The organism is Natrinema salsiterrestre (assembly GCF_029502005.1).
Taxonomy (GTDB): domain Archaea; phylum Halobacteriota; class Halobacteria; order Halobacteriales; family Natrialbaceae; genus Natrinema; species Natrinema salsiterrestre.
On sequence record NZ_JAMQOT010000002.1, the window covers coordinates 607,699 to 624,325 of the forward strand.

Annotated in this window: 14 protein-coding genes; 7 read left to right on the forward strand and 7 right to left on the reverse strand. The window is 67.8% G+C overall.

Annotated elements, in window-relative coordinates:
• The first annotated feature begins 49 nt into the window (after window positions 1-49).
• Window positions 50-1,534, forward strand: coding sequence for a M48 family metallopeptidase (locus NDI89_RS08560; protein WP_277521111.1), 1,485 nt, complete (start codon window positions 50-52; stop codon window positions 1,532-1,534).
• A 12-nt stretch (window positions 1,535-1,546) separates the two neighbouring features.
• On the opposite strand, the gene NDI89_RS08565 is transcribed toward NDI89_RS08560, so the two are convergent.
• The 3 genes from NDI89_RS08565 to NDI89_RS08575 all read right to left on the reverse strand — a co-directional run bounded on the left by NDI89_RS08565 (window position 1,547) and on the right by NDI89_RS08575 (window position 5,968).
• Window positions 1,547-2,356 carry a DUF4397 domain-containing protein gene (locus tag NDI89_RS08565; protein ID WP_277521112.1) on the reverse strand — a complete coding sequence of 270 codons (810 nt, stop codon included), beginning with the start codon at window positions 2,354-2,356 and terminating at the stop codon, window positions 1,547-1,549.
• A 361-nt stretch (window positions 2,357-2,717) separates the two neighbouring features.
• Entirely contained in the window at window positions 2,718-4,124 is a 1,407-nt protein-coding gene (locus tag NDI89_RS08570; RefSeq protein ID WP_277521113.1) for a geranylgeranyl reductase family protein, read from the reverse strand.
• 92 nt (window positions 4,125-4,216) lie between these two features.
• On the reverse strand, window positions 4,217-5,968 hold the full coding sequence (locus NDI89_RS08575; RefSeq protein ID WP_277521114.1) for an alpha/beta hydrolase family protein: 1,752 nt from the start codon (window positions 5,966-5,968) through the stop codon (window positions 4,217-4,219).
• Between the two features lie 191 nt (window positions 5,969-6,159).
• Here NDI89_RS08575 and NDI89_RS08580 point away from each other — a divergent pair, with 191 nt between their 5' ends.
• On the forward strand, window positions 6,160-6,492 hold the full coding sequence (locus tag NDI89_RS08580; RefSeq protein ID WP_277521115.1) for a 2Fe-2S iron-sulfur cluster-binding protein: 333 nt from the start codon (window positions 6,160-6,162) through the stop codon (window positions 6,490-6,492).
• Window positions 6,493-6,498: 6 nt separating this feature from the next.
• Here NDI89_RS08580 and NDI89_RS08585 read toward each other — a convergent pair whose 3' ends face one another.
• Window positions 6,499-7,680, reverse strand: coding sequence for an MBL fold metallo-hydrolase (locus NDI89_RS08585; RefSeq protein WP_277521116.1), 1,182 nt, complete (start codon window positions 7,678-7,680; stop codon window positions 6,499-6,501).
• A gap of 88 nt (window positions 7,681-7,768) precedes the next feature.
• Between NDI89_RS08585 and NDI89_RS08590 the strand changes: the two genes are divergently transcribed.
• Window positions 7,769-8,401, forward strand: coding sequence for a rubrerythrin family protein (locus tag NDI89_RS08590; RefSeq protein ID WP_277521117.1), 633 nt, complete (start codon window positions 7,769-7,771; stop codon window positions 8,399-8,401).
• 120 nt (window positions 8,402-8,521) lie between these two features.
• On the opposite strand, the gene ftsZ is transcribed toward NDI89_RS08590, so the two are convergent.
• From ftsZ to NDI89_RS08605, 3 genes are all read right to left on the reverse strand, one after another.
• Window positions 8,522-9,694, reverse strand: coding sequence for a cell division protein FtsZ (gene ftsZ, locus NDI89_RS08595; RefSeq protein ID WP_277521118.1), 1,173 nt, complete (start codon window positions 9,692-9,694; stop codon window positions 8,522-8,524).
• 158 nt (window positions 9,695-9,852) lie between these two features.
• Complete coding sequence (locus NDI89_RS08600; RefSeq protein WP_277521119.1) at window positions 9,853-11,238, reverse strand: D-aminoacyl-tRNA deacylase; 1,386 nt, start codon at window positions 11,236-11,238, stop codon at window positions 9,853-9,855.
• A gap of 90 nt (window positions 11,239-11,328) precedes the next feature.
• Window positions 11,329-12,273: a calcium/sodium antiporter gene (locus tag NDI89_RS08605; RefSeq protein WP_277521120.1), complete on the reverse strand. Its 945-nt coding sequence runs from the start codon at window positions 12,271-12,273 to the stop codon at window positions 11,329-11,331.
• A 209-nt stretch (window positions 12,274-12,482) separates the two neighbouring features.
• Between NDI89_RS08605 and NDI89_RS08610 the strand changes: the two genes are divergently transcribed.
• From NDI89_RS08610 to NDI89_RS08625, 4 genes are all read left to right on the forward strand, one after another.
• On the forward strand, window positions 12,483-13,286 hold the full coding sequence (locus NDI89_RS08610) for a shikimate dehydrogenase (protein ID WP_277521314.1): 804 nt from the start codon (window positions 12,483-12,485) through the stop codon (window positions 13,284-13,286).
• 79 nt (window positions 13,287-13,365) lie between these two features.
• Window positions 13,366-14,136: a helix-hairpin-helix domain-containing protein gene (locus tag NDI89_RS08615; protein ID WP_277521121.1), complete on the forward strand. Its 771-nt coding sequence runs from the start codon at window positions 13,366-13,368 to the stop codon at window positions 14,134-14,136.
• Window positions 14,137-14,280: 144 nt separating this feature from the next.
• A complete protein-coding gene (locus tag NDI89_RS08620; protein WP_277521122.1) occupies window positions 14,281-15,933 on the forward strand; it encodes an anthranilate synthase component I family protein in 1,653 nt (550 codons plus the stop codon).
• Window positions 15,926-16,624, forward strand: a complete 699-nt coding sequence (locus NDI89_RS08625) for an anthranilate synthase component II (protein WP_277521123.1) — start codon at window positions 15,926-15,928, stop codon at window positions 16,622-16,624. Before NDI89_RS08620 ends, NDI89_RS08625 begins: the two co-directional genes overlap by 8 nt.
• The last annotated feature ends 3 nt before the right edge of the window (window positions 16,625-16,627 follow it).

A 16,627-nucleotide genomic window follows, 5' to 3' on the forward strand; every position in this document is an offset into this window, starting at 1 on the left:
TCGAGGTGTGCCGGCGTGGACGAGGGTCGCGTCTCGAGGTGATCCGGTCGTGGGGGTAACCCGCGTTCGGGCCGCACTCTGGGGTCGCATGGCGCTCTCGGTGGTGCTCCTCGCGCTCGCGATGGGGCTCCTCGTCGCCGTCGAGGTCGTGCTGATCGGCCTCGCTTCCGGGATGGCGACGATCGTTCCGTACGGCCTCTTCGCGATCGCACTCGGGAGTTCGTCGCTCGCCCTGCTCCCCACCGCGGCCGTCTACGGTGGGCTGGCGTTCACGGCGTGGTGTGCCGTTCGCGTGATGCGGACGGAACCGAACCCCTCGGAGACGACCGAGGAAGTCGTTGCGGTAACCTATCTGCTGGTAATCGTCTCGTCGCTCGTCGCAACTGGCTACCTTCTCGTCTCGGTCCTCGGGTTTCCAATCAGAGCAGCGATACTCGTCTGCGGGATCCTCGTAGCCACAGCGTTCGTCGGCTGGCTCCTCTACGCGGCGCTCGACTGGTCGAACCGAGACGAAGCGGACCGGTCGGAAGATCGGGGCGTCGATACCGATGACGCCACAGACACCGCGGCGAGCGACGATCCCGTCGGGATCGCGACCGAAATGCGCCGGGTGTTCGGGGCGGTCGGAAATCTGACCGCCAGACCGGCGTACGGCTATCTCGGCGTCGCACTCGCAGCGAGTGCCGTCGTCGGATCGGTCTACGCGGCAGCGACAGCCCTTCCGAGCGAGTATCATCTCCCAGGGCTGGCGGCGGTCGGCAGCGTCTGTATCGTCGGGCTGCACGTCGGCAGCACGATTCGGTCCGAGTTCACCGGCGAGCCCGCAGTGATCCGCGACCTCGAGCGAACCGAGCGCGACGGTTCGGGAGTCGTACCGGACGAGCGAGAATTGACGACGCTCCGAGCGACGGTCGGACGCCTGGCAGCCCAGACCGACGTTCCCTCGCCCGCAATTCGTCTCACCTCGAGCGCCGCCCCGAGGGCCGTCACGGCCGGGTATCGGCCCGCGACGTCGACGATCGTCGTCTCGCGCGGGCTGCTCGAGACCCTCGACGACCGCGAACTCGAGGCGGTGCTCGCACACGAACTCGCACACGTCGCGAACCGGGACGCGGCCGTGATGACGTTCCTCGCCGTGCCCGCGGCCAGCGCGAGTGCGACGGTCGACCGTCACGTCGCGAATCCCGTCGTCACGGCCGCCGCGGCCGTCACGTACGCGGTGAGTCGCTGGTGCGTCGCCCTCGTCTCGAGCTATCGGGAGTTCGTCGCCGACGACGGTGCCGTCGCGATCACGGGCGATCCGGCCGCCCTCGCGAGCGCCCTCGAGACGCTCGATCGCGACCTCGAGCGGCGGCCCGCGACCGATCTGCGCGACCACCGCTCCGCGGCGGCGTTTTCGATCGTCCCGCCGCCGTGGGAGGAGCACCGCTTCTTCGATCGGACGCGGCGGGTCATCGCTCGGAAGCTGTTCGGAACGCATCCCGAGACCGAAAAACGGATCGAACGGCTCGGGGCTGCCGTCGAGCGGTCGTGATCGGCCGGCCGATCAGGCGTCCATCACGACCTCGAGATCGAAGGCCTCGTCGGCGGGTGCCGAATCCGGCTGGAGGTAGCCGACGGCGAAGGCCGTGTAGACGCTGCCGCCCTCGGGTGCGACGTCGAACGTGCCGACGACGTCGCCGTCGTTGTTCTCGGTTGCGGGCCGGACCTCGAGCGTGTACTCGCCGCCGGGCACCTCGGTCGTCGCCGCGTCACCGAACTCGGCTCCCTCGAACAGCACCGTCTCGCCGCCGCCCGCCGTCACGTCGACCGCGGGGGCGTCCGGCGACGCGTGGACCAGCCGCACCCGCGCGTTGTCGCCGGGATCGCTGACGTCGTCCTCGAGGATCGAGGGCGCGAACGGCTGGTTCTCCTCGCTCAGTTCGCCCAGTGCGGCGATGGTGAACTCGCCCTCGGGGATCTCGAGCTCCTCGTCGAAGACGACGGTATCGGAATCCCCAGCGGCCGTGATCATCACCTGATAGGTGCCCGCCGCGAGCTCGAGGTAGTCGCTCACCGCACGATACGGAACGTCCTCGAGGACGGGATCGCCGCCGACGTAGACGTCGACGTTCGGCGCGTCCGGGGAGAGGTGAGCGACGCGGACGTTCGCCATCGGCTCGTCCGTCTCGTCCTCGGTTTCGTTGTCATCCATTTCGCCGTCGCCCATCTCTCCGTCGCCCATTCCGTCATCCGACTCGTTGTTCGTCTCGTTGCCGTCGCCGCCGTTACCGCCTCCCGTACAGCCGGCGAGTGCGATACCGCCTGCGGTCCCGATCACTGCGAGTGCGCGTCGTCGTGTGTGGTCTCGTGCCATCATATCCCGTTATTTGACGGATAGGAAAATCGAAATTCCCTAACGAAGTAGGGGTATAGTCACGGGAACTGGAATGTTAGATTAGACTAGATCGGTTCCGTAAGCGTCTGGTACTCGATTGCTCGAGAGGATTGACCGAACGCTAACTGGCCGGGAGCGGGCTCCGAGCACTGCGAGGTGCCCGCGACCCGGGGAAGGGCAGGCAGTTGCCCAGTAACGGACCGCGAGTGAGCGAAGCGAACGAGCGGGCCGACGACTGACCTGGAGCGAACGAAGTGAGCGGAAGGGAAGGAGGAGTGCTTTTGATCGAAATTTTGCCGAGGGCGCGGCTTCGCCGCGCCCGCAGCGCAAAATTTCGGTTCTAGTACTTGGGCTCCGCCCCGGTCGTCTCGTAGACCTTCTCCATCAGTTCGTCGCGGCGGTCCTGCCAGCCCGCGAGGCCCTCCGGACTCGTCGGATAGTTCTCGTAGTGGGAGAGCAGTTCGTCGGCCCGGCGCTTGGTCTGGTAGAGGTTCCAGATGGTCCCCCAGTGGCCGCGGCTCTTGACCAGCGCCTCGAGTTTGAGCTTGAGTCCGATGTCCGTGCTGCCGGAGTAGAGCGCCTCGGCGAGCTTGTCGCCGGGCATCGCGGCGAGTAGCCCCATCAGATCGTCGACGTCGACGGCCGTCGAGAGGATGTTGTAGACGTCCAGCGCGGCGTAGCGCGCGCCGAAGTGGTCCATCACCTTCTCGTTGTACTCCCAGAGGGTCTCCTCGCCGTAGTCGCCGGTCTCGAGGGCCTCGATGGCGCGCTCGGCGGCGTACTTGCCGCCGTAGGCGGCGCCGGCGATGCCGCCGCCGGTCGTCGGGTTGACGTGGCCCGCGGCGTCGCCGATGGCCATGTAGCCCGGATGCACGGCGGAGTCGTAGGGTCGCCGGGTCGGCAGCGCCGCGCCGAGTTTGTCCTCGACCTCCGCGCCGTCGAACTCGGGGCGGTTCTCGAGGTCGCGCTTGAGGTCGTCGACGAGCTGCATCGGTTCCTCCGTCATCTGGAAACCGAGGCCGGCGTTGATCTCGGTGTCGGTCCGCGGGAAGTACCAGAGGTAGCCCGCGGCCCGCTCGGTGGGCTTGAAGACGAGCGCGTCGTCCCACTCGACGGGCTCCTCGACGTGAACGATCTCGCGGTAGGCCGAACAGAAGTGGCTGTAGTCGACGTTCGTGTCGAACGTCGAGTCCGAAAAGTCGACGTTGTCCTGCAGGACGGAGAGCGAGCCCGCGGCGTCGATGACGATGTCCGTCTCGTAGGTCAGCGGATCGCCCTTCCGGATCGCGTCGACGCCCGTGACGCGGCCGTCGTCGGCCTGGACGACGTTTTTCACGACCGTATCGTAGTGAAACTCGACGCCGACGTCCTCCGCGCCGTCGATGATCCGCCGGCCGTACTCCCAGCGGTCGATGACGGCGAGCTCGCCCGGGACCGGAATCTCGAGGACGGTGTCCTCCTGTGGAATCTCGAAGCGGCCGTGATCGACGCCCGTGTTGGTAAAGGCCGGCTCGAGTTTGGACTTCGGAATCGCCTCGGGGAAGGCGTCGGCACCCTTCAGTGCGTCCCCGCAAGCGATGTGGCCCGCCTCCTCCTCGTCTTTCCGCTCGAGGATGACGACGTCGTACCCCTCGCGGGCGATGGTCGCTGCGGCGTAGCACCCTGCGGTTCCGGCGCCGACGACGACCGCGTCCGGCGACTTGGTCCCGGTTGTCGCGGCGGCGGCCGACTGTTCCTGCGTACTCATACCAACACTGTGGACACCGCGATAAGAAAACGTTTTATGGTCGTTCGTTGCCCGGTCGAAGCCGAAATCCCGCGGCGAAGGCGGGGGTTCAGCTAGAACGGGTAGTGAGTCGCCTGCGAGGCGACGATCAGCCACGTGATCAGGAGGGCGTTGACGAACGCGCCCGTCCAGATCCGTCCGGTCCGGTGGAAGAAGTACGTCGAGACCACCGCGATGACCGGCAGCAAGCCGAGGAACTGCAGCGCGATGATCGTCTGCAACGCCGTGATCGGGATCGCGAGCGCGCCGGTGGCGAACAGGACGCCGTACTGCACGACGAGCAGGAGCGCGAAGCCACCGGTCAGGACGGCCGCGTTCGTCGCCATCGCCCGTGGAAGCGACTCGGTCGTCTCCTGCGTTCGAAGCCGACCGTGCAGCAGGACCTCGAGCGCGAGGAAGAAGGCGAGGAAGGCCGGCAGGTAGGTCGCGAAGATCCGGGCGTGGACGGCGGACATGAGTTTCAGGCCGAGGACCCAGACGCGGAAGTCGGTCATGAACAGCGCGTCGACGACCCACAGCAGGACGTAGAGGCCGCCAACGGTGCCGACCGCGATCGCGAGCGACTTCGCGATCGTCGCGGCGCCGTCGCCGACGTCGAGCCCGTATCGGTCGTCAAGGGGCGACCGGCCGGCGTTGCGGTGCCACAGGCCGACGAGGCCGACGATGACGAGGACGTTCGCGAGCGCCCAGAGGACGATGCCGTTCGTCTCCCCCTGCGGTGTGACCGCCGTCACCGGCATCGCCTGGCTGCCGAGGAGCATCGTCGGGTAGTAGAGGACGACCGGGATCAGGGCCGCGAGTAGCGCCGAGACGTACCAGCCCCGATCGCGTTCGGTGACCGCGTCGGGCAGCGTCCGCGTCGCGTCGGCGAGCGGCTCCGGCCGAGTCAGGACGGAGCCGGCGGGCAACAGGAAGAGGAACCCGCCGAACAGCGCGAGCGCCGTGCCGATCTCCTTCCAGTACCAGATCTGATTATCGGGCCCCTCGTCGCCGCCATCGAGGGTCATCTGCGTCCAGCCGACGGCGTCGGCGACCGCAGTTCGCGAGTGGGTCGCGCCGGGATGTGTCGTCGCTGGCGTGTACAGCGCCCTTGCCGTCCCGTCGTCGACGCTTCCGTAGACCGCCCCCTCCTCGACCGTTTCGGTAGTGCCGACGACCGACTTGAGTTTCCCGCTGTCCAGTGTCGCCGATGCAGTCCCCGTTCCCCACATCAGCCAGTGGAACTCGTCGTAGTCGGCGAAAACCACGCCGAGATTTCGCGGGAACGTCTCGTTGCCCTCCGGCGCATCGGCCGACCCCGTTGACGAGCCTACGAGAACGACCGATTCGTAGCTGTTCGGATGTTCAGCGGCGGCCGAGACTGCTGCCCAGCCACCCATCGAGTGACCCTCGAGCCCGATATTGTTCTCGTCGACGAGTTCGTGGTTCGCGAGGTACTCGAGCGCCGGCGGGCCGCCCCAGCCGTTCGCAAAGGCCGGCGGATCGGAGTAGCCGTGGCCGGGTTGGTCGATCGCGAGGACGACGTGGCCCCGGCGGGCGTACTCGATCCCGAAACTCGATTGGGTTTCCTTGGAGTTGATGTAGCCGTGAATCGCGAGGACGCCGGGTGCGGGGTCGTCGGCGCTGACCCCCTCCGGGACGTAGAGATAGCCGTCGATCGTCCCCCCGTCGTCGGTTGCTATTTCGACCTGCCGAACGTCGATCTCTCCCCCCGCCGTCTGCCCCCAGTGGGCGAGTGCACTCCCGCTGAAGACGAGCAGCAACGAGAGCACCAACAATCCGATTTGTTTGCCTCCCAGTGACATAGATATGATGATAGTCATATTGGTGAAAAATAAAAACTATGATGATTAATAACAATAGTCTATGGCGCGATCGGCCACGGACACCGAGGGAGAGAGAACCGACTCGTCGCGACACGTACACCACTTTTCGTCGGAACAGTCATCAGAAGTGGGAATAAAGAGTTTTAGTGAGGTCGCTCGTACCTGCCCGTATGACAGAGCACACCATCGAGTTCGTCGGGACGGGTGAGACGATCACCTGTACCGACAAAGAGACGATCCTGAGTCGATGCCTCGAGGAGGGCATCGCCCAGGAGTACTCCTGCCGAGTCGGGATGTGTCTGGCGTGTTCGGCCGAGATCCTCGAGGGCGAAGTCACGCAGCCCGCGGCTCGCGGACTGACGGACGAAGAGGCGGAAAACTACGCGCTGACCTGCATGGCGCGACCGCAGTCGGACCTGAAACTCGACCGCGGGAAGTACCCGCCGAGCATCGAAGGCGACCTGACCGGCGGCGAAGCCGACGGCGCGGTTGCGGACGACTGACGGCGGTCAGTCGGCGACCGCACAGTTGTTCGGCCCGAGCTCGAGTTCGAACGCCGTCTCCTGATCGACCGCCTCGAGGCCGAGGTTCGCGGCCACGATGCGCTCGTGGTTTTCCGGTCGCGGCGGGAGGTCGCTCGTGGCGTGGGCGACGAACGCGGCTTCGTCCATCGAGAGCGCGGCGAGTCGGTCGCGGAGGTCCGTGAGCGTCGCCGCGTACGTTCCGTCGGCCCGCGGTTCCGCGGCGTCGCTGTAGTGTCCCGGCGCGATCGTGGTCTCGGCCGGCTGTGCGAGAAGACGGTTTTGAATGGTCCCGTACAATCGCCGCGCAGCGTCGACTGCGCCCTCGTCGCCGCGTTCCAGATCCGGCCGGCCGACGCCCTCGAGAAACAGCGTATCGCCGGTGAACAGGGTTTCCGAGTCGCCCTCGAGCCGAAGCGAGACGGATTCTGTCGTGTGGCCCGGCGTCGCCAGCACGGTCAGCGTCGCGTCGCCGACGCGGAGTTCGTCGCCGTCCTCGAGCGTCGCGGCGTCGAACGCGAGCCCGCGGTCCGTCGCGCCGGCCGGGACGACCGCTGTCGCACCGGTCCGATCCCCGAGCGAACGGACGCCGCTGACGTGATCGGCGTGGACGTGCGTATCGATGGCGTACGTCAGTTCCGCTCTCCGATCGTCCGCATCCTCGGCGTACCGGTCGGCGAACGCGCGAAGCGGATCGATCACCGCCGCCTCGCCGCCGCTGTAGACCGCGTAGGCGAGACACCCGCTGGACGGCCGGTCGTACTGGACGACGGTCGCGGGCGCGTCGACCTCGAGTTCCCGGGCCGTGTACAGCTCGGCCCACGCGTCCATCCCGCCGGTGAGGTTGGACGCGTCGATCCCCGCCTCCCGGAGGAGGCCGACGGCGTGTGCGCTCGCTTCCCCGCGGCCGCAGACCGCGAGGATCGGTTCCTCGAGGTCGGCCACGAGCTCGGTGACGCGGCCGGTAGCCTGCGCCTGGATGAACTTCGCGTGTGGGACCTGGACGGCGTCGACCCCGTCACCGGTGAGGTGCCAGCGCTCGAACTCGTCGCGGTTACGAACGTCGAGGACGGTCAGCTCGTCGCCCGAGCGCAGCCGCTCGGCCAGTTCCTCGGGGCCGATCGAGGGGGCCTCGTCGGCCGGCTCGTCGGCGTCGGTTCGATCGGTCATACCCATCGATTCGCGCTCGAGTCGGGTAAAGTCGCTGCCGGGTGGTCCCGTCACCAACGTTCAACACGGGTCGCGTTGTCGTGCCGGTATGGACGCCGCCGACTTCCAGCACTCGATCGAGGAATCGATGTCCACCGAACTCGAGCGCCTCGGGTCGTCGAAGCTCCTCGTCGCGCTCACTGACGCCGATCTGACGGCGGAGACGGTCCTCCGGACCGCCGCGGCGAGCGAACGGGCCGCGATGAAGACCCTCGAGAACTGGATCGACGACGAGGAACACGACGGCGCTCGCGAGCTCTTCGACGAGTATCGCGACCGGGAACGCGAGCACTACGACCGGATCACGGCCATGCTCGAGGACGAGACGGTCGACCCCGAGGAGCCCGATGCGATGCACGCGGAGCTCCGATCGCTCGAGTCGACCGCGGAGCGCCTCGGCGGGATCGTCGGGCGAGCGCTGGTCGGCGACCGAACGCACCTGCAACTGATAAACTTCTTCGTCAACGAGGGCGACGAGCGCCGCGCCGACGTCTTCCGAGAGCTCCGGAGCGAAACCGCCGCCCAGGGCGATCGTGCGGCCGAGGTGCTCGAGGAAGTCTGCGCGGAGAGCGACGACTGGGACCGAGCACGGGCAGTCGCCGAAGACGTGGTCGACACCGCGTACGAGGCGTACGCGGGTTCGCTGGACGATCTCGGCATCGATCCGAAGCCGATCTGTTGAGGCGGGGAGGACCCCACGTCCATCCGGACCCGACGCTGTCGGGACGCTGTCGCCGATCACAGGGAGAGACGGGTGAAAACGGGAACCGGGACTCGAATCGCCGACGCTGGGGCGAGTCGACTACTCGACGAAGTCGATGTCCTCGCCGTCCGCGGGCGCTTCGGGCTGGACGGGCTCCTCGCCGTCGGGTCGGCCGTAGATCTGGGGCGACTGGACCCCCGTGACGACGATCATCGTCCGCATGCTGCCCTCGAGGCTCTCGTCGATCGAGGTCCCCCAGATGATGCGGGCGTCGGGATCGATCCGGTCGTAGATCTCCTCGACGACGCCTTCGGCCTCCTCGATGGCCATGTCGTTGCCGCCGGTGACGTTGACGAGCGCGGAGCTCGCGCCGGAGATGTCGACGTCGAGCAGCGGCGAGCGGAGCGCCGTCTTGACGGAATCTTCGGCTTTGGCTTCGGAGTCGGCTTCGCCGAGGCCGATCATGGCGACGCCGCCCCGCTCCATGACGGTGCGGACGTCGGCGAAGTCCAGGTTGACGAGGCCGGGCTTCGTGATGAGTTCCGTGATTCCCTTCACCGAGCGCATCAGCACCTCGTCGCTCACTTTGAACGCCTGCCGAACGGGCAGTTTGCCCACGGAGTCGAGCAGGCGGTCGTTGGGGACGACGATTACGGTGTCAGAGACGTCTCGCAAGCGCTCGAGGCCGGCTTCCGCGTTGGTCCGGCGGACCTCTCCCTCCGCGGTGAAGGGAGTCGTGACGATCGAGATCGTCAGCGCGCCGGCCTCGCGGGCGGCCTTGGCGACGACCGGTGCGGAACCGGTCCCGGTTCCGCCGCCGAGGCCGGCCGTGACGAAGACCATGTCGGAGCCGTCGATGGCGTCGTAGATGTCCTGCTGGCTCTCGAGGGCGGCTTCCTCGCCGACCTGCGGGAGCGAGCCGGCGCCGCGGCCGCCGGTCTTCTCCTCGCCCATGAGGATCTTGGTGTCGGCCTCGATCTCCACGAGGTGCTGGACGTCGGTGTTTGCGGCGACGAGCTTCGCGCCGTGGATGCCCTCCTCGTGCATGCGGTCGATCGTGTTACCGCCGGCACCGCCGCAGCCGACGACCGTAATGTCGGTCTGGAGATCCTGCAGGACGTCTTCCAGCTCGTCGTCGGTCATCGTCCCGGTCGTCCGACCGGACGACGGATCGCCGTCGGGGGAGCCCCCGTCCTGTGGCGAGCCGTCGTCGGGGACCGCGCCCTCCCCCTCTTCGGCCTCGTCGATTGCGTCGTCGATTATAGAGTCCATTCTTGGCCGTGTCTAAAAGATGGAGCATAATTACCTTTCCCCTACACGTCAGTCGCCTGTCTGACATAGTAATATATTATTACGTATTTATAATAGTATATGTTGAATCTGGCAGAGTACGGAGTGTAGACTGATATTACTGTCGGCCGCCGGTCCGGTCAGATCGGAAATCGGTGGATCCGTTCGGTCCGAACCCTCTCGGGATTGATCGTTCGTCCGTCGACGGTCACCGAGTCACCGTCGGCGAGCGCGCCGAACTTCGGTCCCTCGGGAACGCCGACCTGGTGTGCCAGCGCGGGGTCGAAAGCCGTCTCTTCGGCGACGACGGCATCGTCCTCGATTCGGACAGTCTCGTACTTCGCCTCGAGGAGCTCGGCCAGTTCTTCGACGATCCGCATCCGTTGGCCGCTCGAGGAGTCATCGCTCTGAGATTCCGTCGCACTCTCGTGTTCGATCCCACTCTCGCCGTCGTCGGGAACCGCCGCCCGCGAGCCGACCCGACTCCCGCCGTTGTCGGTGGTGAAGGCGACGGCGTGGTCCTCGACGATCGCCCGAACGCGATCGGGGTCGATCCCCTGTGCCGTCCCGAGGAGGTCCGCGGGGAGGTCGACGACGGCGATCGACTCCGCGAGGCGGTCACCGAACCGGATCCCATCTTCGACGGCCCCCAGTTCGGATTCGACCGCGTCGACGACCTCGAGCGGGCGGTCGTCGACCTCGCGCAGCCAGGTCTCGCCCACGACGCGGCAATCGACGTCCGCGAGGGTCTCCTCGAGAATCGGCCACTCGCCATCGAGTAGTGCGATGTCGGCCTCACTGGCCTCGAACGCGCGCTCGATGACGTCGCGGTGGGCCGTCGGGTGGTCCATCGCCTCGAGCGCCCAGTCGGGCGCGACGTGGCCGACCGCCCACGACGTGTTACGGACGATCCGCTCGAATCGCGGGGCGTAGTGGTTGCCGCCGAACCCGACGAGCTGTCTCGAGCGGTGTGGATCGACGTCTCGCAGCTCGAGGACGGCGCGAGCGACCGCTTCCGCACCGGCAGGGTCGTCCCACTGCTCGTCGCCGCTCCCGAGTTCCGCGAAGAGGGAGGGACAGCCGACGTCGGTGGGGCCGTGGTGGGTCCCTTCCACTCCCACCTCGTACGCTTCGGGTGCGTACTCGTCGAAGGCCGCGAGCAGACGGGCCAGCGCGTTCGGCGCTGCGTCGGCCAGGGCGTCGGGTTCGCCGCCGAACTCGGCCGGACCGAAGTTACCCGTGAAGTGGCCCGTCAGCAGCGCCCCGGTGTCCCCGGAGTGTCGCGAGGCGAAGACGAGCAGGTCGGGGTCGCAGTCGAACGCGTCGGCCGGGCGCTCGAGTTCGATGTGGAGATCGTCGAACGAGCGCAGTTCCGCGCCGTCGGTTCGGTAGTAGCTGCCGCCGCCGTCGGCCGCGGGTCGAGCGTCGTCGGTCCGTCGCTCCCAGTCGGCGTGCTCACGGACGTGGTCACAGATGTGCTCGGAAGCGCGGTCGGCGCGACTCTCGACGATCGCGAGCGTCGTCATACCACGCGGTCGGAGTTTGGGGCCGTTAACGTCGCCGGTTTCCGCCCGCTTCCGGGCACCGTGACCGCACGCTCCGCCGACCGGGGCGAATCACGGAACGAGCAGATAAATGAATCCGACGTAGCCGACGACGAGGATCGCGCCGTCGAGTCGCGTGAGTCGCCGGCCGTATCCCATCATCCCGACCAGCACGAGGGTGAACGCGACCATGATCGGGAGTTCGAATCGAAGCGTCGCCGGTTCGATCTCGATCGGGGTGATCAGGGCCACGATCCCCAGCACCGCGAGGATGTTGTAGATGTTCGACCCGACGACGTTGCCGACGGCGAACTCGGTCTGCCCCCGGACGGCACCGACGACCGAGGCCGCCAGTTCCGGCAGCGACGTCCCGAGTGCGAGCACCGTCAGCCCGATGACGAGGTCCGAAATGCCGAGGGCCGATAGCAACCCGGTCGCGCCGGCGACCAGCCACCGCGACCCGATCACGAGCGCGATCAGTCCGCCGAGGACGAGTCCGACGTCGCGCAGTGAGACGCCCGACCCCGTGTCCGGATCGTCGGCCACCGCCGGGGGGTCTGCGTTGACGTAGTACAGGAGAAACGCCGTGAATCCGGCGAGGACGAGCAGGAAAAACGCCCCCTCGAGCCGACCGATCCGGCCGTTCGCGCCCAGTACGACGAGCAAAATCGCCGCGAGCACCATCGTGGGGACGTGCCGGCGCATGACCCGCTCCCCGATCGGGAGCGGTTTGATCAGCGCGGCGGCCCCGAGGACCAGCCCGATGTTCGCGATGTTCGAACCAACGACCGTCCCGAGGCCGACGTCGCTCGAGACGTTCAGCGCGCCGATCACCGAGACGAACAGTTCCGGCGCGGTCGTCGCGAACGCGATCACTGTCACCCCGACGGTCGTCGCCCGGAGACCGATTCCCAGCGCGAGCCGCCCCGCACCCGCAACCAGTAACTCGGCACCGCCGTACAGGGCGGCGATCCCGGCCGCCAGCGAGAGGAGAAACAACGGCGTCCCTGAGATCATGGGGGCGGCTACTCAGGTGTCCCCCAAAAGTGACGCGAAACGAGCGATGCGTTCAGTAGGCCGCTTCCGTGTCGCCGTGAAGACGGCGAGGTGCGACCGGAGGCCGTCTCGAGTGACGCACGTATGCCGACCGACGGCCGACGGACCCCCCTGCCGAAGCCAGACCCATTATATCCCCGCCGCGACGAGTGACAGGGAGACCAATGGCTATGGACGTATACGGCCTCCTCGGCAACCCGGTCGGCCACTCGCTGTCGCCGCCGATGCACGAGGCCGCCTACGACGAACTCGGACTCGAGGCCCGCTACGTGACCTTCGAGCCCGAACCGAAGGAGATCGACGACGCGATTCGCGGGGCCGACGCGCTCGGGATCGCGGGGCTGAACGTGACGATCCCGTTCAAGCAGGACGCCCTCGAGATCGTCGCACCCGAGGACCTGGCGACCCGAATCGGCGCGGTCAACACGATCGACTTCTCGGGGTCGGGACCGCCGACGGGGTACAACACCGACGCCGTGGGCGCGTTGCGCGCGCTGCGCGATCACGACGTCGAGATCGACGGCGCTCGAGCGGTCGTCGTCGGGGCCGGCGGTGCCGGTCGGGCGGTCGCCTTCGGCCTCGCTGACGCCGGCGCGACGGTCGCGATCGCCAACCGAACCGAGCCGAAAGCCCACGACCTGGCCGACGAAGTACCCCGCGCGACCGGTCACGGGCTCGCCGACATCGAGCAGCTGGTGGCCGGTGCCGACGTGCTCGTCAACGCCACGAGCGTCGGGATGGAAGAGGACGCGACGCCGGTGCCCGCAGACGCGCTTCACGGCGATCTCGCCGTACTCGACGCGGTCTATCGGCCCCTCGAGACGCGACTGTTGCGCGACGCCGCCGACGCGGGCGCGACGACGGTCGACGGCGCGTGGATGCTGCTGTATCAGGGCGTCGAGGCGTTCGAGATCTGGACGGACCGGGACGCGCCGGTCGACGCGATGAACGAGGCGCTCCGCTCGCGGCTGTAACCGGCTCCAGCGTACCGTCCTCCAGTTCCCCTGTCAATATCAGGCGAATTTAAGTGATGGAACCCACTACCACGAGATAATGGCAATCTTGCAAAAGCTGAAGTCCCTGTTCGGGTTCGGCGAATCGAACTCGGAGCGCGGGGGCACTCGAGAGGTGGGGGTCACGGTCGAACGGGAAGGGTCGACGGACGACGGACCCGACGCCGCCGCGGAGTCCGATCGCGAGGAGACGACGACCGAAGGCGGGATCGCCGAACCGCCGCAATCGGCGACGGCCGGCTCGAGCTCGACAGAGTCGGCGGAGTCGGAGACGGAATCGGAGGATGAGACCTCCGAACCGGCCGATGCGGCCGAATCGGAGACCGAAGATGCGGCGACGGCGGCGGGACAGACGCCGGCGGAGGCCGACGACTCGGCACCCGTCGAGGAGGCCGAACCCGACGACGACTCGGCCGCTGCGTCCGAGACGGACGACGCGTCCGCGGACGTCGAGAGCGAGACGGAATCCGAACCGGAACCGGAGCCGGACTCGACAGCGGCCGACGACGAAGCGGCTGCTGTCGGCGCGGAATCCGCGGAGCCCGACACCGACGCGGAATCCGCGGTCGACGAGGAAGTCGAGCCCGAATCCGAGGAATCCGACGCTGACGAGGGGGAGGCCGACGAAGACAGTCAGGAATCCGTCGACGTGATCAAAGGGATCGGCCCGGCCTACGCCGACCGACTCACCGCTGCGGACGTCGAGACCGTCGGCGATCTCGCCGCCGCCGACGCCGCCGAACTGGCCGAGGAGACCGACATCTCCGAGAAGCGGCTGCAGGGCTGGATCGATCGCGCCGAAGTACGGTAATCCGTCGCCCGACTCTCGGCCCCCGGCCTCGCGTTCGAGACACCGCCCCCGAGGGACTCTTTTCCGGACGCGTTCGGCTCGGTACTCGATCGTCGATGCCCCGAAATCGCAAGAGGATTACTCCTCCGCTCCCTCTCGAGGCGTATGAGCGATCCGCGCGTCGTCACGACGCTGGACTCGTTTCGCGACGCCGTCCGCGACAGCGGTGCGCCGGACGCGACGGGATCCAAGTCGGCGACGCGCACCGGACTCCGGGTCCCCATCGAAGTCCGCGTCACCGTTTCGGATCCGTTTCTCGCCTATCGGCGGGCGCGCGACGGCCGCGAGGGATCGGTCTTCCTCGAGACGACCGGCGGCCAGCCCGGCTGGGGATACTTCGGCGTCGATCCGGTCGACGGACTCACCGTCGGCTCCGGTGCCGGCCTCCGCGACGCGACCGAGGGCCGATCGCCGAGCCTCGCCGCGCTCGAGGGCCTGCTCGCCGGCGATCGGCTCGCCCGGGGCGAGTGCGACGTCCCCTACCCCTGCGGAGCCGTCGGCTGGCTGTCTTACGATATCGCCCGCGAGCTCGAGGATGTGCCCGGCTCGGCGGTCGACGACCGGGAGCTGCCCCGCCTCGAGGTCGCGGTCTACGACCGTCTCGTCGCCTGGGAAGAGCCAGCTGATGGTGACGTCACGCTGCGGATTACGGCCTGTCCGCGAATCGGCGGTCCCGACGCCGAGTTCGATCTCGAGGACGAGGCGGAACCGACGGACGCCGCCCTCGAGGCGGCCTACGATCGCGGCCGGGAGCGCGCGCTCGAGCTCGCCCGCGCCGCGCTCGCCGGTGATCCAGAGGTCGGTGAGCCGCCCGTCTCGCGCTCGGAAGCGACCTTCGAGAGCGACTGCGGTCGCGAGGCGTTCGCCGACCGGGTGCGCCGAGTCAAGGACTACATCCGCGACGGCGACACCTTTCAGGCGAACATCTCACAGCGGCTGGTCGCACCCGCCGCCGTCCATCCCGTCGCCGCTTACGACGCCCTGCGGCGGGTCAACCCGGCGCCGTACTCCTGTCTCCTCGAGTTCCGCTCGGCCGATCTGGTGAGCGCGAGTCCCGAGTTACTGCTCGAGCGCGAGGTGTCGGGCACCCCGACGTCTTCGAGCAGCCCGTGTCCGCGAGAGCGCGACGGCGACTTCGTGCGAACGGAGCCGATCGCCGGCACGCGCCCCCGCGGCGAGACCCCCGAGGCGGACGCAGCGCTCGAGGAGGATCTACTGACGGACGAGAAGGAACGCGCCGAGCACGCGATGTTGGTCGATCTCGAGCGCAACGACCTCGGGAAGGTCTGCGAGTACGGCTCCGTCGACGTCGAGGAGTACCGCCGGATCGACCGCTACTCCGAGGTGATGCACCTGGTCTCGAACGTCACCGGTCGGCTTCGGCCGGAGGAAACGCTGGCAGACGCGATCGCGGCGACGTTCCCCGGCGGGACGATCACCGGCGCGCCGAAGCCGCGGACGATGGAGATCATCGACGAACTCGAGCGCACTCGGCGCGGCCCCTACACGGGGAGCGTCGGCATCTTCGGCTTCGACGGGCGCGCGACGTTGAACATCGTCATTCGGACGCTGGTCCGCCACGCCGAGGAGTACCACCTCCGCGTCGGTGCGGGGATCGTCCACGATTCCGATCCGACCAGCGAGTACGACGAGACCCTCGACAAGGCCCGCGCGCTCATCACGGCGGTCGACGACGCGCTGGGCGAGCGGGCCGAACTGGGGCTCGAGGCGGAACGCGGAGGTGAGGAGTGTGAGTGACGAGCATCGCACCCGCGACCGAGCGAACGCGAGCGACCGCAGCAAACGGTTGCTCGTCGTGGATAATTACGATTCGTTCGCCTACAATCTCGTCCAGTACGTGGGCGAGCTCGCGGACGAGGTGATCGTCCGGCGAAACGACGCGATCGACCTCGAGGGCGTTCGCGACCTCGAGCCGACGGGGATCGTGGTCTCGCCGGGGCCGGGGACGCCGCGGGAGGCGGGAATCTCGGTCCCGCTGTTCGCTGAGACCGAGTATCCGATCCTGGGGGTCTGCCTCGGCCATCAGGCGCTGTGTGCGGCCAACGGCGCGCCGGTCGTCCGCGCGCCCGACGTCGTCCACGGAAAGCCCTCGACGGTCACCCATGACGGCGCGGGGCTGTTCGACGGCCTCCCCGACGCGTTTCAGGTCGGCCGCTACCACTCGCTCGCCGTCGAGCGGGCGAATCTGCCCGCCGCGCTCGAGGAGACCGCGCGGACGACGGACGAACGCGGCGTCCTGATGGCGGTCCGACACCGCGAGAAGCCCCAGATCGGCGTACAGTTCCACCCCGAGAGCATTCTCACGCGGGCGGTACCGGACGGTGAGACCGGGGCGGCCGAGGACGGGACCGGCGACGACATCTCGCTCGAGCTGGGAAAACAGATGATCGGGAACTTCTGTCGATTCGCCGCTCGCGTCGACGCGTGATCG